The sequence below is a fragment of the Micromonospora sp. C81 genome, assembly GCF_018070425.1.
Lineage (GTDB): Bacteria > Actinomycetota > Actinomycetes > Mycobacteriales > Micromonosporaceae > Micromonospora > Micromonospora zamorensis.
In genome coordinates this window covers 44,335-64,494 of sequence record NZ_JAGPXS010000029.1, presented here as the reverse complement: position 1 = coordinate 64,494, position 20,160 = coordinate 44,335, and the positions used below count along the sequence as shown (strand labels likewise).

Genomic DNA, 20,160 nt, shown 5'->3' with positions numbered 1-20,160 from the left:
CAACCAGCCAGCAAAAACTGACCAGTCCGGGGTATAAATCATAATTGGCACTGGCTTTACAAGCACCCTGTTGAGTTCTCAAAGAACAACCACACACCGACCAGAAGCCCCACCTCAGTGGAACCCCGTTTCGGGGCAACCGCTCAAACTTACTTGGTCGAACTTTCGTTGTCAACCTCGTATCCGAGGCGATCAACTTGGTTCGTCCGGATCCACGATGACGCACGCCGTGACCGGCGGTCGTTACTGTCGTGGGAAGCCGCAGACCGGCCGATCGCCGCTTCGCGGCTCTCCGCCCGGCTCCTGCCGGCTTCAAAACTCTACCCGGTCGGCTTCGCGTTCGCAACCCCGTATCCGGAGTGTTCCGCACCGCCCGATCCTCGGCCTCGCTCGGCGTTCCCGCCACGAGCCCGGTGCCCGTTCTCCGCCGGTTTGTCCGGCGTTCCCCGTGCAGAGAGAAAGTTACGCGGACGGCCCGGAGAAGGCAAATCAGGGTTCATCACTGGTTCGACCGACCGGGGCGCGGCGGCACCCGGCGCAGCCTCGGGACGCGGGCTGTCCCGACGTGCCAGAGTGTCAGACATGGATGAGTCCGGGCTGGGCACGAGGGTGTTCGCCGAGGAGGCACTACTGGGCCTCCTCCTGCCGTTCTGGCAGGTGGTGATCGGTGCGGTCGTGCTGGTCGTCCTGGTGCTCTCGGTGGGACGGCTGGCCCGACGGGGCAAATCCCGGATGACCACCGCGCTGCTGGTCACCGCCGCGGCCATCGCCGGGTTCGCGGTGATCGGCGTTCTGCTGGAAGGCTGAGACTGCCAGGGCCTGGCGTCAGAGCCGGCGGTTGGCCAGGCTGGGCAGCTCGGCCCGGATCGCGGCAAGGCCGTCGAGGTCCAGGTCGACGACGGACACACCCGGGCCGTCCGGCACCTGGGCGAGGACCGTCCCCCACGGGTCGACCACCATGCTGCGCCCGAAGCAGGTGCGACCTGGCTCGTGGTCGCCGGTCTGGCCAGCCGCCGCCACGAAGCACTGGTTCTCGATCGCCCGGGCCCGCAGCAGGACCTCCCAGTGGTCCCGCCCGGTGTGCATCATGAACGCCGCGGGGACCACCAGCAGTTGTGCGCCGCCATCGGTGGCGAGCAGCCGGTAAAGCTCCGGGAAGCGCAGGTCGTAGCAGATCGACAGGCCGACCCGCAGGCCCTCGACGTCCACCACCACCGGTTGCACACCCGGCGCCACGCTCGCGGACTCCCGGTAGGAGACCCGACCGGGGATCTCCACGTCGTACAGATGGATTTTGCGGTAGCTCGCTGCCAGGGCGCCGGTGCGGTCGAAGACCAGCGACGTGTTCCAGGTGTGCTCCGGGTCCGGGCCGGCCTCGTGGAACGAGCCGGCCACCACCCAGATGCCGAGCCGTCGGGCGATCCCGGCGAAGAAGCTGCCGACCTCCCCGTCCACCGGCTCCGGCTCCGGCAGTCCGGCGGCGGGGCCGAGGTAGTCGACGTACTCCGGAAGGACGGCAAGGTCCGCGCCGCCGGCGGCGGCGCGTTCCAGCAGGACCTCGGCGGCGGCCAGGTTGGCCTTGCGGTCGTCCCGGGCGTTCAGCTGGCAGACGGCGACACGCATGACCACAGGGTACGGCGGGAGGTGCCGGCGTGGACAGCGTCAGCGGCGGTCGGGGGCCAGGGCACCGACAGCACCTGTACGACCGGCAGCGGGACGCTGGGGAGCCGCGACACCGTGGACAGGGCGATCGGGTCGGCGCGACGGAACGCTTCCCGTCGGACCCAGCCGCGGTCAGCGTGACGACAGCGGCGAAGCGGCCCGGCTGACGATGGTGACGGTCCCCCGGTCGGGGCGAATGGGACCGCCGAACGCGATCACGCCGGCCGCGTCAGGATTGAGCGGCCGGCGTGACACGGGGAGGATCAGGCCGACTTCTCCTCGCGGTCCCGCCGGGCACGGCGCCCGGTGAACTCGCGCGGAACGATCGTCGGGTTGACGTTTTCCAGGACCACCTCGCGGGTGATCAACACCCGGGCGGCGTCGGGGTTGCTGGGCACCTCGAACATCGCGGAGAGCAGAACCTCCTCGATGATGGCGCGCAGACCACGGGCACCGGTGCCCCGCAGCATCGCCTGATCGGCGATCGCCTCCAGTGCCGGCTCGTCGAACTCCAGCTCGACCCCGTCCAGCTCGAACAGGCGCTGGTATTGCCGGACCAGCGCGTTGCGCGGCTCGGTGAGGATGCGAACCAGGGCGCTGCGGTCAAGGCTGCGCACGTTGGTGATCACCGGCAGCCGGCCCACGAACTCGGGGATCAACCCGAACTTGAGCATGTCTTCCGGCATGACCTGGCTGAAGATGTCGTCGGTCGACCGATCAGACACCGACCGGAGCCGGGCACCGAAGCCGGTGCCGCCCTGCCCGGTGCGGGACTCGATGATCTGATCCAGGCCAGCGAACGCACCGCCGCAGATGAACAGCACGTTGGTGGTGTCGATCTGGATGAACTCCTGGTGCGGGTGCTTACGACCACCCTGCGGCGGGACGTTCGCCACCGTGCCCTCGAGCATCTTGAGCAGAGCCTGCTGCACGCCCTCGCCGGAGACGTCGCGCGTGATCGACGGATTCTCCGACTTGCGGGCGATCTTGTCGACCTCGTCGATGTAGATGATGCCGGTCTCGGCGCGCTTGATGTCGTAGTCCGCGGCCTGGATCAGCTTGAGGAGGATGTTTTCCACGTCCTCGCCGACGTAACCCGCCTCGGTCAACGCCGTGGCGTCGGCGATGGCGAACGGGACGTTCAACATACGGGCGAGGGTCTGCGCCAGGTGGGTCTTGCCGCACCCCGTCGGACCGAGCAGCAGGATGTTGGACTTCGCCAGCTCGACGGCATCATTGCCGGAGCCTGGCGCGTTGGCCGCCTCGGCCTGGATCCGCTTGTAGTGGTTGTAGACCGCGACCGCGAGCGCCTTCTTGGCCTGATCCTGCCCCACGACGTAGTTGTCGAGGAACTGGCAGATCTCCATCGGCTTGGGAAGCTCTTCCCACTTCACCTCGCCGGACTCGGCCAGCTCCTCTTCGATGATCTCGTTACAGAGATCGATGCACTCGTCGCAGATGTAGACCCCTGGGCCCGCGATGAGCTTCTTGACCTGCTTCTGCGACTTGCCGCAGAAGGAGCATTTCAGTAGGTCGCCGCCGTCACCGATCCGTGCCACCTACGTTCTCCCTGCACTCATCGGCCGGAGACCCGGCCCTGACCTGCGGACGCTGCGCGCCGTCCGGCTTGGTTCGCCCCGCCGGTCGACCGGCGAAGCGGTACGGACCCGACGTTACCCGCTGGCGGGGCATTCTCCGACCCCCAAAACGGGTGTGTCAGAGGTCGGCCGGGAACGAAAGCCCCGGCCAACCTCTGACCCGGTACTGCTCAGCTAGCGGCCTGGGCGGCCAGCAAGCCCTTCTTGCGGCTGGTCAGGATCGTGTCGACCAGCCCGTACTCCTTGGACTCCTCGGCCGTCATGATCTTGTCACGGTCGATGTCCTTGCGCACCTGCTCGATCGGGCGGTTGCAGTGGCGGGACAGCATGTCCTCCAGCTGCGTACGCATCCGCAGGATCTCCCGGGCCTGGATCTCGATGTCCGAGCCCTGCCCGTAGCCGCCCTCGGTGGCCGGCTGGTGGATGATGATCCGCGAGTTCGGAAGCGCCATCCGCTTACCGGCGGTGCCCGCGGACAGCAGCACCGCAGCCGCGCTGGCGGCCTGGCCGAGGCAGACCGTCTGGATGTCCGGACGGACGTACTGCATGGTGTCGTAGATCGCCGTCATCGCGGTGAACGAGCCACCCGGCGAGTTGATGTACATGATGATGTCGCGGTCCGGATCGGTGCCCTCGAGCGTCAGCAGCTGGGCCATCACGTCGTTGGCCGACGCGTCGTCCACCTGGACGCCGAGGAAGATGATCCGGTCCTCGAAGAGCTTGTTGTACGGGTTCGACTCCTTGACCCCGTACGACGTGCGCTCGACGAACGACGGCAGCACGTAGCGGTTGTGCACGGCCGCGAACTGGGGCGGCAGGCTCAGATCGGTCATCGTCAGCTCCTCAGCTCAGGGTCCCGGCGCCATCCGGAACCTGTGCGGCCCCGATGATCACCTTGTCGATGAAGCCGTAGTCCATGGCCTCCTGGGCGGTGAACCAACGGTCCCGGTCCGAGTCCGCCTCGATCTGCGACTGGTCTTGGCCGGTGTGGTGCGCGACCCGCTCCTGGAACATCCGCTTCGTGTAGAGCATCTGCTCCGCCTGGATGGCGATGTCGGACGCCGTGCCGCCCAGGCCACCGGACGGCTGGTGCATCATGATCCGGGCGTGGGGCAGGGCGTAGCGCTTGCCCTTGGTGCCCGCGCAGAGCAGCAGCTGACCCATCGAGGCAGCCATGCCCATCGCCACCGTCGACACGTCGTTGTCGATGAACTGCATGGTGTCGTAGATCGCCATGCCGGAGTAGACCGAGCCACCCGGCGAGTTGATCCACAGGTTGATGTCGCGGTCCGGGTCCTCCGCGGCGAGCAGCAGCAGCTGCGCGCAGATGCGGTTGGCGACCTGGTCGGTCACCTCACTGCCCAGGAAGATGATGCGCTCCTTGAGCAACCGGTTGTAGACCGAGTCGTCGAGGTTGCCAATGGAGTCGCCACCGCGCGCTTCAATCGCCCGGAGCGACTTCTTGGGGATGTGCATGTCGGTCATGGCAGCCCTTCGCTCTCCGTACCGTCTTTCCCGACACTAACCGCTGTGCGGGGCGGCAGAGTCCCGGTCGGGGCACTGTTCGCTCTCAGCGCAGCTGTGTCGGGCGTACCCGCGGCGCGGGCTTCCGGGCCGTACCCCGGAAAGGGAAACGGCCGCCATCCACCGCGCAGCGGCGGACGGCGGCCGCACCCGACGATCAGTGGTTGTGCTCGGCCTCGTTGGCGGCGCGCAGCGCGTCGAGGCTGACGGGGTTGCCGGCCTCGTCCTTGATCGTGATGCGCTCCATGACAGCGGCGAGCGCCTTGCCCCGCCGCACGTCGCCGAAGACCGCAGCGGCCGCGCCGGAGCGCACCAGCTGGTCGTAGTACTGCTGGGGAGCCATCCCGGCGCGCTGCGCCCGGTGCACGATCTCGTGACCGAACTCGTCGTCGGAGACCTGGACGTCCTCGGCGTCGGCCAGCGTGTCCAGCAGGAGCTGGACCTTGACGCCCTCGGTCGCCGCCTCGGTCAGCTCGGCGTCGATCTGCTCCTCGGTCTTGTCCTCGGCCGCGAGGTATTCCTCCATGGAGGCGCCGATCCGCTCGAGCTGGTCGACCATCGCCTGCTTGCGGCTCTCGACCTCCTCGCGGACGACACCCTCCGGGGCCGGGATCTCGGCGGCCTCGACGAGCTGCGCCAGGGCCTTGTCCCGAGCGGCGTAGATCTGCTCGACCTGCTTGCCCTGGGTGACCCGCGCCCGCAGGTCGCCGCGCAGCTCCTCGATGGTGTCGAACTCGCTCGCCATCTGGGCGAACTCGTCGTTCAGCTCGGGCAGCTCCTTCTCCTTGACCGTGCGAACGGTCACCGCCACGTCGGCGTCGCGACCGGCGAAGTCGCCGCCGACCAGCTGCGTGGTGAAGGTGGTTTCCTCGCCGGCGGAGAGGCCGACCACTGCCTCGTCCAGGCCCGGCAGGAGCTGCTTGCTGCCCACCTCGTGGGAGATGTTGCTCGCCTGGCCGCCCGGCACGTCCTCGCCGTCGACGGTGGCGTTCAGGTCGATCTGGACGAAGTCACCCTCGGCGGCGGCCCGCTCGACGGTCTTGAGGGTCGCGAAGCGCTCCCGCAGGTTCTTCACCTGCTCGTCGATCTCGCTGTCGTCGATCTGCAGCTCGTCAACGGTCACCTCGATGGCGCTCGTGTCCGGGATGGTGATCTCGGGCCGGACGTCGACCTCGGCGGTGAAGTTCAGCGAGTCACCATCGTTGAACTCGGTGATCTCGACCTCGGGGCGCCCCAGCGTCTTGAGGTCGTGCTCACGCACGGCGGCGAGGATGTTCTCCGGGATGGCCTCCTGGACCGCCTCGTTGAGGACGGTGCCCCGGCCCACCCGCTGGTCGATCACCGCGGTCGGCACCTTGCCCCGGCGGAAGCCCGGGACCTGGACCTGCGAACCGATCTCCCGGTACGCCTTCTTGAGGCTCGGCTCGAGCTCGACGAACGGCACCTCGATGGCGAGCCGCACGCGCGTCGGGCTCAGAGTCTCGACGGTGCTCTTCACAGGCGTACTCCTTGACGGATCTCAGTTGAGTCTGGGCGTGATTCAGCCCATCGAGTGTAGGCGAGCCGGCCTGACGCTCCGGCATCGCCCGGGGACCGCACTGGGCGGCACCCGGGGCGGCCCGGCCGCGGACGACAGTCGGGGTGGCGGGATTTGAACCCACGGCCCCTCGCTCCCAAAGCGAGTGCGCTACCAAGCTGCGCCACACCCCGTGGCGACGAGCAGTCTATGCCGTCGCCGCGCCTCAGGCGGTGCCGGGGCATCCCCCACCCGGACACATCCCCCAAACCCGCCGAATCGCCCACACTGCCGAGCGCGGAGGTGCCCGCCGCCCGGCCGTCGCCCAAGATCCGCACAACTTCCGGGTTGTAGTGGCCTCAGGGCGTGCGGAGACCACAACATCCCTGATGTTGTGCGGATCTTCGGGGCTGCCACGCGGCGCCGGGACGACGCGGCGCCGGCAGGCGGTGGCGTGGCTACGCGGCGGGCACAGCCATTGGGTACGCTGTCGGCGCGACCCGCTCAGGTGGGTGCACGCGGGCGTAGCTCAATGGTAGAGCTTCAGTCTTCCAAACTGACTACGCGGGTTCGATTCCCGTCGCCCGCTCCACAGCCCTCCGACCCAGGCCAGAGGCTGTCCCCCGGGGACATCGGCTCGGCCTGGAGGACGTCCAGCCATGATCCTCCCGAAGGTGCGGGACCCGCGCTTCATCACGCTTCGCCGCGGTGGGAGCCTCACCGATCCGGATCACCACCTCCTCGCCCTGTGGGCCGCGTCCTGCGCGGAGCACGTCCTGCACCTGTTCGAGTCGGTTCGGCCGGACGACCCTCGACCGCGGGAAGCGATCGAGCACGCCCGCGCCTGGGTGCGGGGTGAGGTCACGATGACGCAGGCCCGCTCGGCGGGCGGGCACGCCATGGGCGCGGCCAGGGACCTGCGCGGGGCGGCACGGCACGCCGCGTACGCCGCCGGTCAGGCGGGGGTCGTCGCACACGTCGCCGCGCACGAACTGGGTGCGGCCGCATATGCGATCAAAGCCGCACGCGCCGCCGCGCCGGCCGGCGACAGCGATGCCGCGGGGCGACTCGAGTGCCGGTGGCAGCGTGCACAGCTCCCGGAGGCGATCCGCGAGCTGGTGCTCGACGACCAGCGGCTGCGCAACGACATCTGCTGGTCGGTCTTCGACTGCTGAATGGGGCGCCAGCCCACCTCACCGCTCACCAGCCCGTACCCCAGGCGTTCGATGTCCGCCGATACGGCTCCTGCGCGACCGGTGGCGGATGGCCGAGACTGTGGCGATGTCGCACAAGGGTGAGGGCGCTCCGCGCAGGCAGGTCGTTCTTGCCGCTCTGCTCGTCGTCGCCGGCGTGCTCGTCCTCTTCGTCCCGGGGGGCGACGAGGGCAGGGTCCTCGTCGCCCTCAGCGAAGGTCACGGACTGACGGCCGTGGACGTGATCGGCGCGGCGCTGCTGACGGTGGGCGGCACCTGGCTGGAGGTGCTCGTGGTACGACGCCTGCCGCACCTCGCCCTGCCCCCACGGGCCCTGTTCGCACTCGGGCTGCTGGCCGGCCTCGGCGTGGGACTCCTGATCGCCTCGGTCTTCTCGGGGTTTTTCTGGTGGTGGGCCGTCGGCGCCAGCACGCTTGGCGTCGCCGTCGCCGTCCTCGTTCCCCTCACGGCGCGCCGGTGAGGCCGGCGCGCCCCGGATCACCCCGTACGCGTCACGAGGCGCGCGGCAACGCGAGCCAGTCCTGCCAGGCGATGTCGCGGCCCAGATAACGGGGCTGCCGGAAGGGCCAGTCCGCGGCGATCCACTGCGGCACCAGCGCGTCGAGTGCGCGCTCCGCCTCGCCGCCGACGAGGTCGTCCACCACCCACCAGGAAACCTCGCCGTCCGAGCCGGTGCGCTCGGGCGGATCGACGTAGACGCAGCCCAGGATCGCCGTCTCGTCCGCGTCCAGCAGCGCGTAGTTGAACGACTGGTGCGCGGCTATCTCGACCTCGTGTCGCAGCAGGTCGATGCGGTCCTCTTCGTAGGTCATCTTCTCGTTCGGCCACGCCCAGGCCGGACCGAAGATCTCCCACAGGCGCTCCCGGGAGCCCATCACCGCGGGGTAGTCGAGCGCCGTGTCCGCTTCCCGGATCGGCCGCAGGTGAAGCGTGGTGCCGGGCACGGGCACGTGGATGGGGTGGACGAAATCGTCGGGCAGCCAGCTCATGGGCGCTGACGCTACAACCGCACGACACCGGATGATCCCGGCGGCGGGCCTTGACGCACAGCAAGGCCCAGGTGAGCCACACGGTCGCGGCACCTGGACCCACTCGGCTCAGCCGAGTTGCCGTGTCACTTCAGGTGAAACCGTTCGTCGACGGCGAGGGCCGCCAGCTGCGGCACGGAGAACGGCAGCTTCGTCAACGCCGGCCGGCTCTCGTCCAGCCGCACGCTCTGCGCCACGAAGACCACCACGCCGTCCGGGTGCCGGTACGCCGACCACTGGTCCAGCCGATCGTCGTCGCTCGGCCGGACCACCACGCCGACCCGCGTCGCACCGACGGTCTCGACCTGGCACTCGCCCCTCATGCCCCAGAACTTCTGGGCCAGGTCGCACGGCTCGGCCGGCAGCGGGTTGGGGGCGTCGTGCACCTCGACGATCACGCGCCCGGTGCCCTTGCCCTGGGCCACGGCCACCGAGGTCAGGTAGCTCCACACGTCGATGCCGTCCACCTCGGCCTCGAACTGCGCCTGCTGGGTCCGCAGAGTCGGATCGGACTGGCCCGGTGGATCCTCCGGTGCGGTGAAGCCGGCGGGCACGATCGAGACAGCCTCCCTGAGCAGGTGGATTCCCTGCTCGTACTTGGACCCGGCTCGTGCGGTCCGGTCCTCCTGCGGTCGACCGTCGGGCCCGGTCGGTCACGCCTGCTTGGTGTCCCCCGACGCGTCCGGAGATGCCAGTGGCCCGTTGCCCGCCGGCTGGTAGAGGCGGCCGTCCGGAGTGGTGACGGCCGCGAAGCCGGTGACCGCCAGCACGACAGCCGCCGATCCGAGGGACGCCCACACCGCTCGGCGGCGGAAGCACCTCGTGCCGGGAGATCCGGTTCCAGACCCGGTAGAGCTTGACGAACGCGGTCTGGACCAGGTCTTCGGCGCGGTGCCAGTCGCCGCACAACAGGTACGCGGTGCCGCGCATGGCACCGGACCGTGCCGCGAAGTACTCGGCGAACGCCTTGTCGCGATCGCTCATTTAGGCCTCCGATCCCCGTTTCGAGGTAGTCACGCGGGGTCCGGCCCGCCGGGTTGCTCCGAACTCGCGGACATGTCACCCGATCAACGCCGAACGACGTCCGGAGGCTACAACCGACGCATCACCTTGACAGGTGTCGATCTATGCACTGGTGTAAGGACCAGGTACATCGATGTCCGTCAGGAGGGCACATGATCGTCCGACGACGGTGGACAGCTGCCGCCACCACAGCGATCCTGTTCAGCGCAGTGCTGTCCCACCCCGCTCCGGGAACCGCGGCACCCGCCGATTCCGCACCACCGATCACCCTGAGCGCCACCGAGACCGCCCTGGTCCGGGTGCAACTACGTGACCAGGCACAGCTCGACCGGCTCGTCGCCACCGGCGCGGACCTCGCCAACCGGCCCCGGGCGCGGGACGGGCGAATCCTCGCCGACCTCGTGCTCAGCGGCACGCAGCTCGCCGAGCTGACCGCCCAGGGCGCGAAGGCCGTACAGGTCGTGCAGCGCGCCGGGGACGGCAGCCGGCATCATGCCGAGAGCGTTCGCGCGGCGCAGGCCCGCACCGCCGCCGGGCTGCGCGCTCCGGCCGCCGGCCAGCGGACCACCGCCGCCGCGGCGGTGGACACCCTCCAGGTGCAGCAGGCGTACTGGTGGACCACAAGCGGCCAGACGTTCCTCCAGGCCCAGGTGGCCACCACCGCCACCGACGACCCGGACGTGGAGATCACCGTCAGTTGGCGGACGGCGGACGGCGCCACCGGGTCGTTCCCGCTGTACCGGTTCGAGGACTCCGGCGAGTACCAGTACCACTACAACCTTCCCCAGCCGGTGCCGAACCGGCCGGTCCAGTTGACCGCCAGCTCCAGCCTCGGCGGGGTCAGCCGCGTGGTCACGCCGACGTTCTGGCCCAACACCACCCCGCCGCCCCTGCCGGCCGGTTACCAGAAGGACTTCATCGACGCGTACCTGACGCCGACCGACATCCAGGCTCGGGTCAAGCGGCTGGCCCGCCAGTACCGGGATCTGGTGGACGTCATCGACCTACCGAACAAGACCCAGGGATACCGGCGCAACGCCGTCGCGTACCTGGGTGACCCGGCCGTGGCGGCCGTGGTGGTCGAGTCGGTCCGCTTCGGCGACCAGGGCATGAACGGCGTGCAGGTGCGGACGGTCGACCCGGGCCGGCGCAACCGACCGCTGACCGTCCGTTACCGCGATCGCGTGCTGACCGTGTCGCTGGCCACCGACACCGCCGGCAAGGCGGTGAGCACCACCGACGAGGTCGCCGCGGCGATCAACGCCCGCCAACCGAACCGCTTCCGGGCCACCGTCGAGGACGGCTCGACCGGGCTGCCCATGCCGGTCGCCGGTCCGGCCCGGCTCGACGACGGGTTGCAGGGCACTGAGGTGCCGGCACGGCCGTGGACGGTGCAGGCGCTGCGCCTCGGCGTACACCGTGACGGCTCCCGGGTCGGGGTGCTCGCCTACTCCCAGGAACACGCCCGGGAGTGGGCCACGCCGCTGGTGACGCTGGAGTTCGCCGAGCGGATGCTGGCCAACGCCCGGACCGACCCGGCCACCCGCGAGCTGCTGGAGCAGGTCGACATCTTCGTCATCCCGACGGTCAACCCCGACGGCGCGAACTATTCGTTCAACGACTTCAACATGCAGCGCAAGAACCTGGTCAACCACTGCACCGGGGCGGCCCGCGACCCGAAGTACCGCACCTCGTGGGGCGTCGACATCAACCGCAACTACACCGTCGGGTCGTACTTCGACGGCTACGTGGGCGCCAGCGCCAACTGCCTCTCCGGCACCTACGCGGGCACCGCCGAGCTGTCCGAGGCGGAGAGCAGCAACGTGATCGCGCTCGCCCAGGCCCACTCGAACATCAAGTTCGCGATGAACGTGCACTCCTACGGCGGGTACTTCATGTGGCCGCCGGGGGCGTACCGGGCCGACGGCCGGGTCACCCTGCCGCGACCGTCGATCGACGAGTCGACGCTGTTCCTCAACAGCGCCCGGCGGATCGTCGGCGCCATCGCGCAGGAACGCGGCACCGTCACCTGGCCGTCGCAGACCGGGCCGGTCGCCGACGTGCTCTACTCCGCCGCCGGCAACTCGGCGGACCAGCTCTACTACGAGCTGGGCATCTTCGCCTGGGACTTCGAGGTCGGCAACGACCGGTGGAACCCGGCGACCAACCAGTGGGAGGGCGTCGGCTTCCAGCCGCCGTTCGACGAGGCACACGGCGAGTCCCAGGAGTACGCCGGCGGACTGGTGGAAATGGTCCGGGTGGCCCGCGACTACGCGGCGGCCCAGCCCGCCGCCTGATCTCCCGGGCGGTGCCGTGCCCGCACGCCGGGCACGGCACCGCCCGCCGACATTTCATCCGTTTCCGCCCAACGGCTCGCGGGTAGGGCTTGTTCATGGACACGAACACCACGGCCCACCTGATTGGCGGCCCCCGCGACGGCAGCACCCACGACACCGGCGGCGACGCGCTCGTCGAGCTGGAGATCGACGGCATGATGCACCGCTACATCAAGACCACCAAGCAGCACGACGACGGCCAGCCGCTCTACAACTACGACGGGATGGTGGCCCCCGACGGCGGCGAGCCCGGCGTCGAGGACCCGGCCGCCCGGGTCGTCTCGCCCCGCGCCGACGCCGAAGGGCACGGCGGCACCCACTGACCGCAACGCCGAGCGGATCGAGCCGCCCCGAACGGGGCACCAGTCGAACCGGCCGGCCACGGATGAACCGTGGCCGGCCGGGTAAGCAGCAGCCTTGCCTGGTGGGGAGACGACCGGCGTCGCGGCGTGCCGCGACCGGGCGTACGGGCGGGCGGCACAGAGCCGACCCGCCCGTACGCGCCCGTGATCAGTTCGAGGAGATCCAGTTCCAGGCCGAGACGACCCACTCGGTCTGCTGGAGCCAGGCCACGCCGAGGCCGACGAGGAACACCGCCGTCGCCAGGTGGGCGCCGCGCGCACCGCGCCGGACCCGACCGAGTTGCCGCTCCAACACCACCCGGCCGACCAACCGGAACAGGGCGAACAGGCCGACCGCCACCAGCAGGCTGAGCACCAGCACCAGCAGCGGACCGCTCAGGTCACCCTGGCCGGAGAGCGCCCAGATCCCCCAGCAGACGAACGCGAACAGCCCGGCCGCGGCGCTCCACTCACCGCCACGCCGGAGCTGCGACATCCGCGAGCTCAGCGACCGGCGCGGGGCCGGCTCGCCGGGCCAGCCGGTGCCGGTCGGCTCCTGCTCCACCACCGGGAACGGCTCGGTCCGCGGGCTGCGCGGCTGGCCCACCGGGGCCACACCCCGGCGGAACCCGTCGCGCTGCGGCGGCACCCCGACGCCGGCCTGCGGTGGCACCTCCACGGTCCGCTCCGCCCACGGCTGCGTCTGGTCTGCCATCTTGTCCTCCCCCTGACCGACGGCAACAACACCGCCTGATTCCGAGGGTAGCCAGCCGGCAAACCGGTCGCCGACCCCGCCCGAGACGCCGGCCGACGCGACAGTGCCGAATCCCACCCCGGGCAGGGTACGGTCGGCTGATGGGTGACCCCGACCGACGACGGCGACGGCTACGCCACCACCCCGACTCGGAGCCGGCTGGGCGCAGTGCCGACAGCCCGACGGTCAGCACCCCCGGGGTGCATGACGGTGACGACCCGCCGCCGCGCCGCCGAGGCCCGGGTGGCGACGAGCGCGACGGCGAGCGGGGGCTGCGGGGGCTGGTCGGCTCCGGCTCGTCCCAGGTGGGCCTGAGCGCCGCGCTGCGGGCCCGGGACGCCGCCCGGCCCACCGACGAGGATCTGGCCGAGGCGGAAGCCCGGGTGGTTGTCGTCCGCCGAAACTGGGTGCCCCGCGAGGAGTTGCCCCGCTCGCCGCGCTGACCTCAGGGCAGGACGGGCAGCTGCCGGGTCCGCTCATACTCGGCGACCTGGTTGATCCGACGGGCATGCCGCTCGTTGCCGGAGAACGGCGTGTTCAGGAACGCCTCGACGATGCCGGTGGCCTCGTCCAACGTGTGCTGCCGGGCACCGATCGCGACGACGTTCGCATCGTTGTGCTGGCGCGCCAACTGAGCGGTCTCGACGCTCCAGGCCAGCGCGGCGCGGACGCCGGCGACCTTGTTGGCGGCGATCTGCTCGCCGTTGCCGGACCCACCGATGACCACGCCGAGGCCTGTCTCGTCGGCCACCACCTGGTCGCCGGTGTGCAGGCAGAACGTCGGGTAGTCGTCGTCCGGGTCGTAGCTGTGCGGGCCGACGTCGACGACGTCGTACCCCTGCTTGGCCAGGTGGTTGGCCAGGTGCACCTTCAACTCGAAACCGGCGTGGTCGGATCCCAGGTAGACGCGCATACCGGGCAGTCTGTCAGGCCGCGCTCTCCGACGTCGCGGGGGCGGCGTCGGAGAGCCGGGTTCGTCACACGGTCGTGCCGGGGAACGCTCAGCGCGGCAGCTCGGCGACGACCAGACCGCCCCGCGCCTTCGGGGTGAACCAGGTGCTCTTGCGGGGCATCTTCTCCCGAGCGAGGTTCACCGCGACGAAGTCGGCAACGGTCACCGGCGCGATGAGGATGGCCAGCTCGGCCCGCCCGGCGTCGACCTCACCGGTGAGCCAGCTCGCCGGGTAGTCACCGCCGACGTAGGTGATCCTCTTGTCGCCCGGGTCCAGGCCGAGCGCGTCGCGCAGCAGCAGCCGCTCGACCAGGGCGTGGTCCAGGTTTTCCAGGCGGGCGGAGGCCGTCGCCGGCAGGCGCACCGCGTACCCCTGGCCGTCGAGGCGGAGGTGCACGGTGCCGCCACCCTGCGGGACCTCGACCGGGCCGTCGATCGGCTCGACCTCGGCGCCCGCGGCCCGCAGCCGGTCGAGCAGCTCGGCTGGTGTGGTGGTCAGCTCGCTGACCAGTCGGTTGTACGGCTGGATGGCCACCGACGCGGGGGTGGTGACCACGGCCAGGAAGCGCGACAGCCCGCCGGTCTGGGCAGCCAGGCTGCGGTGGTTGCCGTCCGCGACGACCAGCTCCCCGCCGCCGGCGAGGGCGGTCAACGCGGCCTGCTCCGGCCCGGGGCCGAGCAGCCAGATGGCGTGCGTGCGCCCCGCCTGGTCGGTGTCCGTCGCGGCGGGCGCGCCGGACATCTCGGTCGCCGACGCGAGCGCGGCGTGCAGCTCGTCGCCGCGCCCGGTCTGGAGCAGGAGTACGGGTGAGAGCAGGTGACCGAGCGCCTCGGCCAGTGCCACCCGCTCGCGCACCTTGGCGATGAAGACGTCCTCGTTGCGGATGACCAGACCGGGCTCGTCGGCCCGGGTGGAGATCTGGTCGGTGTCCACCATCGCGAACAGCCCGTACGCGGGTTCCTCGCCGGGTGCGGTGATCCGGTAGAGCACCACCACCTGCTCGGCGGGGGTGTAGCTGCCGTCCGCCTTGGCCTCGGCGAGGCGCGCGACCGCATCCGGCAATGCGTCCAGGAACGACCTGCCCAGGCTCTGCGGGGCTCGGTGCGGCATCTCGATGCCGAGGGCACTGTGCGGGTTCGCCTCGATGATCGCGGTGATTTCCGCGTCGTCGGCGAACTCGTCGTAGTTCTGCGCGCCGGTGCCACCAGTGGTGACCCACGCCCGGGAGATCGGATGCACGACCGTCATACCCACTGACGCTACCGGCGACGGTGTCGCCGTCGACGGGGGACCCGCGGGGGTCCACCAGATGAAAGCGCCAGGCCGGCGGAGTGGTCAGCCGGTGCGGTCGGACGCGCCCCGGCGGTGCCTGCCTGCGGTTGCCGGCCCGCCGTTGCCCCGCCGGCCGTTGCCGACCGGCCCGGTGTTCACGGCGCGACGGGGCGACGCGGGCGGCCCCGGCACGGGCCGCTCGGGCGGCGGCGACGGGACGGGTCGCGGGCTCAGCGGCGGCGTGGGCACCGGACGTGAGGGGGCGGGCGCCGGCGGAGGCGGCGCGGGTTGGGCCGGTGCCGCCGCCGACGGGACGGGCGGCGTCGCGACGGGCGGCGTCGCGACGGGCGGCGCCGGGACCGGCAGCGCCGGCACGGGCGACGCGGTGGACGCCACGAGGTCGGTCGGGCCGGAGTCGACGGCCGACGTCAGAGGGTCGGCCGACGTGGGCGGTGTGAGCCGGGAGGTCACCGGAACCCGGGCCACGCCCACCACGATGGGCGGCGCGAGCAGGTCGACCAGATGGGCGGGTAGGTCCGGACGGACCGCCGGCCAGCGGGAGTCGTCAACGGACCAGTAGGCCGCGCCGGGAGTGTCGATCACCCCCTGCCGGGTCAGCTGATCGTCACCGGACGCACGGTGCTTGGCCATCGGGATTGCCTCCACGAACTGCGGGGTGCGGCCCTGCGGGTCGCTGCGGCGGACATGCAGGCCAACGAGCGCGGCGGTCTCCCGGTGACGGGGCGGGCATCGCCACGACGCGACACGCCGAGCGGGGCGCGCTGCGGAGGTGGTCGGCGATGGAAGGGGCCCCCGGTCGACGCCGGGCGTCGACCGGGGGCCCCTTGGCACACCTCAGTCGAAGATCGGGCCCTGCTCCCGGGTGCGCTTGAGCTCGTAGAAGCCCGGCGTGCCGGCGACCAGCAGGACGCCGTCCCAGAGCCGGCCCGCGGCCTCCCCCTTCGGAGCCGGGGTGATCACCGGGCCGAAGAACGCGACAGGGGTGCCGTCCGGACCGGGCGCGTGGACGACCGGCGTGCCGACGTCCTGCCCGACCGGGCGCATCCCGGCCTCGTGGCTGGCCCGCAGCGCCTCGTCGTAGTCGGTGCTGTCCGCGGCCGCGGCCAGCGCCGGGTCCAGACCGGCGTCGGTCAGCGCGGCGACGTACAGCTCGTGACCCCGCTCCTCCTTGCCGAGGTGGATCCGGGTGCCGAGCGCGGTGTAGAGGGGACGCAGGGCGTCGTTGCCGTACCGCTGCTCGGCGGCGATGCAGACCCGCACCGGGCCCCAGGCGGTCTTCAGGAACTCCTTGTATTCCTCGGGCAGCTCGTCCCGGCCATCGTTGAGCACGGCGAGGCTCATCACGTGGAAACGGATGTCCACGTCACGGACCTGCTCGACCTCAAGCAGCCAGCGGGATGTGATCCACGCCCACGGGCAGGCCGGGTCGAACCACATGTCGGCGGTGACACGATCGGTCACGGTGAGGTCCCTTCGCGACGGGGGGCGCCGGCAGTCCGGCGTCTCAGGGGAATCTTCACCCCGCAGCCCGTCGAGCGGCACCCGAATGAGAGCGTGACCTCGGCCACCGCGGGCTGCTCGTACATGGAAGACTCGGTTCGGGCCGGCCGCCACGAGCGGTTGGCAGACGGGCGCCGCCGGGCGTACGGCGAGATGTTGGGATGGAGACGAACAGTGCCGGGAGTGCGCAACCTGACGCAGGTCGAGGCGACCGAGCGGGCCCGCCTGCTCAATGTGACGGGGTACGACATCAGTCTGGACCTGTCCACCGCCGTGCTGGCGGCGGACGGCCGCACGTTCCGGTCCACGACCGAGGTGCGTTTCCGCTGCTCGGAGCCGGGTGCGAGCACGTTCATCGAGCTGGCCGCCGAGTCGGTGCGTTCCGCGACGCTGAACGGCTCCCCCGTCGACCTCTCCGACTGGTCGGCCGAGAAGGGCCTGGTGCTGTCCTCCCTGGACAGCGACAACACGCTGGTCGTCGACGCCGACTTCGGTTACTCCAACAGCGGCCAGGGTCTGCACCGCACTGTCGACCCGGTGGACGGCGAGACATACCTCTACAGCCAGTTCGAGACGGCCGACGCGCAGCGGGTGTTCGCCTGCTTCGACCAGCCCGACCTGAAGAGCGTCTACACCTGGCACGCCACGGTGCCGACGCACTGGCGGGCCGTGTCCAACATGCCCGTGCAGCGCGAGGAGCCGGCGGGTGAGGGGCTCAAGACCCTGCACTTCACCGTGTCGCCCCGGATGAGCACCTACATCACCGCGATGTGCGCCGGCCCGTACCACGAGGTGCGGGACAGCCACGACGGCATCGACCTGGGGGTGTTCTGCCGCGCGTCGATGGCGCGCTACCTGGACGCCGACGACCTGTTCCTGATCACCAAGCAGGGCTTCGACTTCTTCCACGAGAAGTTCGGCGTGCGCTACCCGCTGCCGAAGTACGACCAGCTCTGGGTGCCCGACTTCAACGCCGGCGCGATGGAGAACTTCGGCTGCGTCACGCACGCCGAGTCGCACTACCTGTTCCGCTCGCAGGTCACCGACTTCGAGTACGAGCAGCGGGCCAACACGATCCTGCACGAGCTGGCCCACATGTGGTTCGGCGACCTGGTCACCATGCGCTGGTGGAACGACCTGTGGCTCAACGAGTCGTTCGCCGAGTGGGCCAGCCACTGGTGCAACACCCACGCCACCCGGTTCACCGAGGCGTGGACGACGTTCCTGTCCATCCGCAAGAACTGGGGCTACCGGCAGGACCAGCTCTCCTCCACGCACCCGGTCTACACCGAGATGCCGGACATGGAGGCCGTCGAGGTCAACTTTGACGGCATCACCTACGCCAAGGGCGCGAGCGTCCTCAAGCAGCTAGTCGCGTACGTGGGTGAGGAGCCGTTCGTCGCCGGGCTGCGGGCCTACTTCGGCAAGCACGCCTGGGGCAACGCCACCTTCGACGACCTGCTCACCGAGCTGGAGGCGGCCTCCGGCCGGGAGCTGCGCAAGTTCGCGGCGCAATGGCTGGAGACCGCGCAGGTCAACACGCTCCGCCCGGAGGTGGCCATCGGCGCGGACGGCACCTACGAGCAGGTGGCGGTCCTCCAGGAGGCCCCGACGGCATACCCGACGCTGCGGACGCACCGCATCGGCGTGGGCCTGTACGACCTCACCGACGGGCGGCTGGTCCGTCGCGAGCGCTACGAGGTGGACGTGACCGGCGAGCGGACCGACCTCGCCGAGCTGCGCGGTGTCCGGGCGGCCGACGTGCTGCTGCTCAACGACGACGACCTGAGCTACACCAAGCTGCGCCTCGACGACCGGTCGATGGCCAACGTGGTGCAGCACATCGGTGGCTTCGAGTCGTCGCTGGCCCGGGCGCTGTGCTGGACCGCCGCGTGGGACATGATCCGCGACGCCGAGCTGTCGGCCCGTGACTACGTGGCGCTCACGCTGAGCGGGCTGCCCGCCGAGACCGACATCAACCTGGTCACCGCCACCCTGCGGCAGGCGACCACCGCGCTCACCCTGTACGCCGACCCGGCCTGGGCGCCGACCGGTTGGGCCGACCTGGCCCGTACCGCCCGGGACGCGCTCGCCAGCGCCGAGCCCGGCAGCGGTTTCCAGCTGGCCTGGGCCCGCGCGTTCGCCTCGGCGGCCCGCTCCGACGAGGACCTGGCGACCCTGCGCGGTTGGCTGGACGACACCGGCATCCCGGCCGGGCTGACCGTGGACACCGAGCTGCGCTGGTCGGTCCTCGCCGCGCTGGTGGCCAACGGCGCGGCCGGTGCCGCCGAGATCGAGGCGGAGCTGGCCGGCGACCGCACCGCGAGCGGTGAGCGGGAGGCCGCGTACGCCCAGGCGTTGTTGCCGACGGCCGAGAACAAGGCCGCCCTTTGGGCGCTGCTGACCGGCCCCGACGCGCTGCCCAACTGGCGGCACCGGGCGCTGTTGCAGGGCTTCGCGCACCCGACGCAGGTGGAGCTGATCGCCCCGTACCGGGAGCGGTACTTCGAGACGGTGGCGCAGGTGTGGGCCACCCGGGACAGCGAGCCGGCGCAGGAGTTCGCCCAGTTGGCATACCCGGCCTACCTGGTGGAGGACGACACGGTGGCGGCCACCGACGCGTGGCTGGCCGGCGACGGGCACCCCGGCCCGCTGCGCCGGCTGGTCGCCGAGGGCCGCGACGGCGTGCTGCGGGCGCTCAAGGCCCGCGCGAAGGACGCCGAGCAGAGCTGATCAGGGGTACGCGGCCCGTGCCGGCGTGGGCGCGAGCCGACGCCGGCACGGGCCGTTATGGTTGCGAAAGGAGGTGGACGTGATGGCACAGCCGATCTACGAGTGGCGACCCCCTGCGCGCGAGTGGCGCGAGCAGGACCTGTCCAACCTTCCCGAGGATGGGAACCGCTACGAGATCATCGACGGGAGCCTGCACGTCACCCCACCACCGGGTTTCGGACACCAGGAACTGGCCGATGAGCTACGGGCAGCCCTGCGAGCGGCGACGCCGACCGGATGGCGGGTGATCCGGGAGGCGGGGCTTCGTGCCGCCGGCAGCAATCTCATTCCTGATGTCACCGTGCTGAAGCCGACGGCCCCTGCGGACGGCACCTGGATCGAAGCAGCGGATGTGGCGCTTGTCGTCGAGGTGGAATCACCGAGCAGCCGTCGGCATGACCGGTTCACCAAGCCTGCGCTCTACGCTGAGGTCGGCATTCCCGCCTACTGGCGGGTCGAGCGCGGCGACTTCGGCCCCGTGATATATCGCTACGAGCTGGTGAAGGGCGTTCACTACAACCTGCTCGGCACGGTCGGCCCAGACGACCCGGTGCAGATCGACGAGCCGTGGCCGATGCGCCTCGACCCCTCCGCCTGGCCCCGTTAAGGTCCGAAAGCCCGGCCCGCTGTTCGCGGGCCGGGCTTC

General features: G+C 70.7%; 20 protein-coding genes, 2 tRNA genes and 1 pseudogene. 9 read left to right on the top strand and 14 right to left on the bottom strand.

The window, feature by feature from the left end:
• Positions 1 to 582: 582 nt before the first annotated feature.
• Entirely contained in the window at positions 583 to 807 is a 225-nt protein-coding gene (locus tag KBX46_RS30835; RefSeq protein ID WP_088949748.1) for a hypothetical protein, read from the top strand.
• Positions 808 to 825: 18 nt separating this feature from the next.
• Here KBX46_RS30835 and KBX46_RS30830 read toward each other — a convergent pair whose 3' ends face one another.
• The 6 genes from KBX46_RS30830 to KBX46_RS30805 form a co-directional block, all read right to left on the bottom strand.
• Entirely contained in the window at positions 826 to 1,623 is a 798-nt protein-coding gene (locus tag KBX46_RS30830) for a carbon-nitrogen hydrolase family protein (protein ID WP_210795478.1), read from the bottom strand.
• 302 nt (positions 1,624 to 1,925) lie between these two features.
• Positions 1,926 to 3,221 (bottom strand): ATP-dependent Clp protease ATP-binding subunit ClpX, encoded by a 1,296-nt coding sequence (clpX, locus tag KBX46_RS30825; protein WP_088949750.1) that lies wholly within the window; start codon positions 3,219 to 3,221, stop codon positions 1,926 to 1,928.
• A gap of 209 nt (positions 3,222 to 3,430) precedes the next feature.
• On the bottom strand, positions 3,431 to 4,093 hold the full coding sequence (locus KBX46_RS30820) for an ATP-dependent Clp protease proteolytic subunit (protein WP_088949751.1): 663 nt from the start codon (positions 4,091 to 4,093) through the stop codon (positions 3,431 to 3,433).
• Positions 4,094 to 4,103: 10 nt separating this feature from the next.
• On the bottom strand, positions 4,104 to 4,745 hold the full coding sequence (locus KBX46_RS30815) for an ATP-dependent Clp protease proteolytic subunit (RefSeq protein ID WP_088949752.1): 642 nt from the start codon (positions 4,743 to 4,745) through the stop codon (positions 4,104 to 4,106).
• Positions 4,746 to 4,941: 196 nt separating this feature from the next.
• Positions 4,942 to 6,282: a trigger factor gene (gene tig, locus KBX46_RS30810; protein ID WP_088949753.1), complete on the bottom strand. Its 1,341-nt coding sequence runs from the start codon at positions 6,280 to 6,282 to the stop codon at positions 4,942 to 4,944.
• A 138-nt stretch (positions 6,283 to 6,420) separates the two neighbouring features.
• A tRNA-Pro gene (locus tag KBX46_RS30805) sits at positions 6,421 to 6,494 on the bottom strand.
• A gap of 324 nt (positions 6,495 to 6,818) precedes the next feature.
• Between KBX46_RS30805 and KBX46_RS30800 the strand changes: the two genes are divergently transcribed.
• The 3 genes from KBX46_RS30800 to KBX46_RS30790 all read left to right on the top strand — a co-directional run bounded on the left by KBX46_RS30800 (position 6,819) and on the right by KBX46_RS30790 (position 7,974).
• Positions 6,819 to 6,892 (top strand) — tRNA-Gly (locus KBX46_RS30800).
• Positions 6,893 to 6,959: 67 nt separating this feature from the next.
• Complete coding sequence (locus tag KBX46_RS30795; RefSeq protein WP_210795476.1) at positions 6,960 to 7,475, top strand: putative immunity protein; 516 nt, start codon at positions 6,960 to 6,962, stop codon at positions 7,473 to 7,475.
• A gap of 88 nt (positions 7,476 to 7,563) precedes the next feature.
• On the top strand, positions 7,564 to 7,974 hold the full coding sequence (locus KBX46_RS30790; RefSeq protein ID WP_210795474.1) for a hypothetical protein: 411 nt from the start codon (positions 7,564 to 7,566) through the stop codon (positions 7,972 to 7,974).
• Positions 7,975 to 8,005: 31 nt separating this feature from the next.
• Here KBX46_RS30790 and KBX46_RS30785 read toward each other — a convergent pair whose 3' ends face one another.
• The 3 genes and pseudogenes from KBX46_RS30785 to KBX46_RS33230 all read right to left on the bottom strand — a co-directional run.
• A complete protein-coding gene (locus tag KBX46_RS30785) occupies positions 8,006 to 8,503 on the bottom strand; it encodes a GNAT family N-acetyltransferase (protein ID WP_247668459.1) in 498 nt (165 codons plus the stop codon).
• Positions 8,504 to 8,628: 125 nt separating this feature from the next.
• Complete coding sequence (locus KBX46_RS30780) at positions 8,629 to 9,096, bottom strand: hypothetical protein (protein WP_210795472.1); 468 nt, start codon at positions 9,094 to 9,096, stop codon at positions 8,629 to 8,631.
• Between the two features lie 277 nt (positions 9,097 to 9,373).
• Positions 9,374 to 9,526, bottom strand: a pseudogene (locus KBX46_RS33230) (sigma factor); the annotation flags it as partial.
• A 191-nt stretch (positions 9,527 to 9,717) separates the two neighbouring features.
• Here KBX46_RS33230 and KBX46_RS30770 point away from each other — a divergent pair.
• Together KBX46_RS30770 and KBX46_RS30765 are read left to right on the top strand one after the other, a co-directional pair.
• Positions 9,718 to 11,862: a M14 family zinc carboxypeptidase gene (locus tag KBX46_RS30770; RefSeq protein ID WP_210795470.1), complete on the top strand. Its 2,145-nt coding sequence runs from the start codon at positions 9,718 to 9,720 to the stop codon at positions 11,860 to 11,862.
• Between the two features lie 95 nt (positions 11,863 to 11,957).
• Positions 11,958 to 12,224, top strand: a complete 267-nt coding sequence (locus KBX46_RS30765) for a hypothetical protein (RefSeq protein WP_099847965.1) — start codon at positions 11,958 to 11,960, stop codon at positions 12,222 to 12,224.
• 187 nt (positions 12,225 to 12,411) lie between these two features.
• On the opposite strand, the gene KBX46_RS30760 is transcribed toward KBX46_RS30765, so the two are convergent.
• Positions 12,412 to 12,957, bottom strand: coding sequence for a hypothetical protein (locus tag KBX46_RS30760; RefSeq protein ID WP_088949760.1), 546 nt, complete (start codon positions 12,955 to 12,957; stop codon positions 12,412 to 12,414).
• Between the two features lie 140 nt (positions 12,958 to 13,097).
• Here KBX46_RS30760 and KBX46_RS30755 point away from each other — a divergent pair, with 140 nt between their 5' ends.
• A complete protein-coding gene (locus KBX46_RS30755; RefSeq protein WP_099847967.1) occupies positions 13,098 to 13,439 on the top strand; it encodes a hypothetical protein in 342 nt (113 codons plus the stop codon).
• Between the two features lie 2 nt (positions 13,440 to 13,441).
• Here the strand turns inward: KBX46_RS30755 and KBX46_RS30750 are convergent, their stop codons facing one another.
• From KBX46_RS30750 to KBX46_RS30735, 4 genes are all read right to left on the bottom strand, one after another.
• Positions 13,442 to 13,909 carry a ribose-5-phosphate isomerase gene (locus KBX46_RS30750; RefSeq protein ID WP_088949762.1) on the bottom strand — a complete coding sequence of 156 codons (468 nt, stop codon included), beginning with the start codon at positions 13,907 to 13,909 and terminating at the stop codon, positions 13,442 to 13,444.
• 88 nt (positions 13,910 to 13,997) lie between these two features.
• A complete protein-coding gene (locus tag KBX46_RS30745; protein WP_088949763.1) occupies positions 13,998 to 15,197 on the bottom strand; it encodes a DUF1015 family protein in 1,200 nt (399 codons plus the stop codon).
• Between the two features lie 87 nt (positions 15,198 to 15,284).
• On the bottom strand, positions 15,285 to 15,872 hold the full coding sequence (locus tag KBX46_RS30740; protein ID WP_210795468.1) for a hypothetical protein: 588 nt from the start codon (positions 15,870 to 15,872) through the stop codon (positions 15,285 to 15,287).
• A gap of 204 nt (positions 15,873 to 16,076) precedes the next feature.
• Entirely contained in the window at positions 16,077 to 16,703 is a 627-nt protein-coding gene (locus tag KBX46_RS30735) for a DsbA family protein (RefSeq protein WP_210795466.1), read from the bottom strand.
• A 222-nt stretch (positions 16,704 to 16,925) separates the two neighbouring features.
• Here KBX46_RS30735 and pepN point away from each other — a divergent pair, with 222 nt between their 5' ends.
• Together pepN and KBX46_RS30725 are read left to right on the top strand one after the other, a co-directional pair.
• Entirely contained in the window at positions 16,926 to 19,475 is a 2,550-nt protein-coding gene (gene pepN / locus KBX46_RS30730; RefSeq protein WP_210795464.1) for an aminopeptidase N, read from the top strand.
• An 82-nt stretch (positions 19,476 to 19,557) separates the two neighbouring features.
• A complete protein-coding gene (locus tag KBX46_RS30725; protein WP_210795462.1) occupies positions 19,558 to 20,121 on the top strand; it encodes a Uma2 family endonuclease in 564 nt (187 codons plus the stop codon).
• Positions 20,122 to 20,160 lie beyond the last annotated feature (39 nt).

Excerpts from the sequence above, each read along its gene's own strand:
- KBX46_RS30835 (WP_088949748.1), top strand. The coding sequence starts at position 583 with ATGGATGAGTCCGGGCTGGGCACGAGGGTGTTCGCCGAGGAGGCACTA.
- KBX46_RS30830 (WP_210795478.1), bottom strand. The coding sequence starts at position 1,623 with ATGCGTGTCGCCGTCTGCCAGCTGAACGCCCGGGACGACCGCAAGGCC.
- KBX46_RS30820 (WP_088949751.1), bottom strand. The coding sequence starts at position 4,093 with ATGACCGATCTGAGCCTGCCGCCCCAGTTCGCGGCCGTGCACAACCGC.
- KBX46_RS30815 (WP_088949752.1), bottom strand. The coding sequence starts at position 4,745 with ATGACCGACATGCACATCCCCAAGAAGTCGCTCCGGGCGATTGAAGCG.
- KBX46_RS30795 (WP_210795476.1), top strand. The coding sequence starts at position 6,960 with ATGATCCTCCCGAAGGTGCGGGACCCGCGCTTCATCACGCTTCGCCGC.
- KBX46_RS30790 (WP_210795474.1), top strand. The coding sequence starts at position 7,564 with ATGGCCGAGACTGTGGCGATGTCGCACAAGGGTGAGGGCGCTCCGCGC.
- KBX46_RS30785 (WP_247668459.1), bottom strand. The coding sequence starts at position 8,503 with ATGAGCTGGCTGCCCGACGATTTCGTCCACCCCATCCACGTGCCCGTG.
- KBX46_RS30770 (WP_210795470.1), top strand. The coding sequence starts at position 9,718 with ATGATCGTCCGACGACGGTGGACAGCTGCCGCCACCACAGCGATCCTG.
- KBX46_RS30765 (WP_099847965.1), top strand. The coding sequence starts at position 11,958 with ATGGACACGAACACCACGGCCCACCTGATTGGCGGCCCCCGCGACGGC.
- KBX46_RS30760 (WP_088949760.1), bottom strand. The coding sequence starts at position 12,957 with ATGGCAGACCAGACGCAGCCGTGGGCGGAGCGGACCGTGGAGGTGCCA.
- KBX46_RS30755 (WP_099847967.1), top strand. The coding sequence starts at position 13,098 with ATGGGTGACCCCGACCGACGACGGCGACGGCTACGCCACCACCCCGAC.
- KBX46_RS30750 (WP_088949762.1), bottom strand. The coding sequence starts at position 13,909 with ATGCGCGTCTACCTGGGATCCGACCACGCCGGTTTCGAGTTGAAGGTG.
- KBX46_RS30745 (WP_088949763.1), bottom strand. The coding sequence starts at position 15,197 with ATGACGGTCGTGCATCCGATCTCCCGGGCGTGGGTCACCACTGGTGGC.
- KBX46_RS30740 (WP_210795468.1), bottom strand. The coding sequence starts at position 15,872 with ATGGCCAAGCACCGTGCGTCCGGTGACGATCAGCTGACCCGGCAGGGG.
- KBX46_RS30725 (WP_210795462.1), top strand. The coding sequence starts at position 19,558 with ATGGCACAGCCGATCTACGAGTGGCGACCCCCTGCGCGCGAGTGGCGC.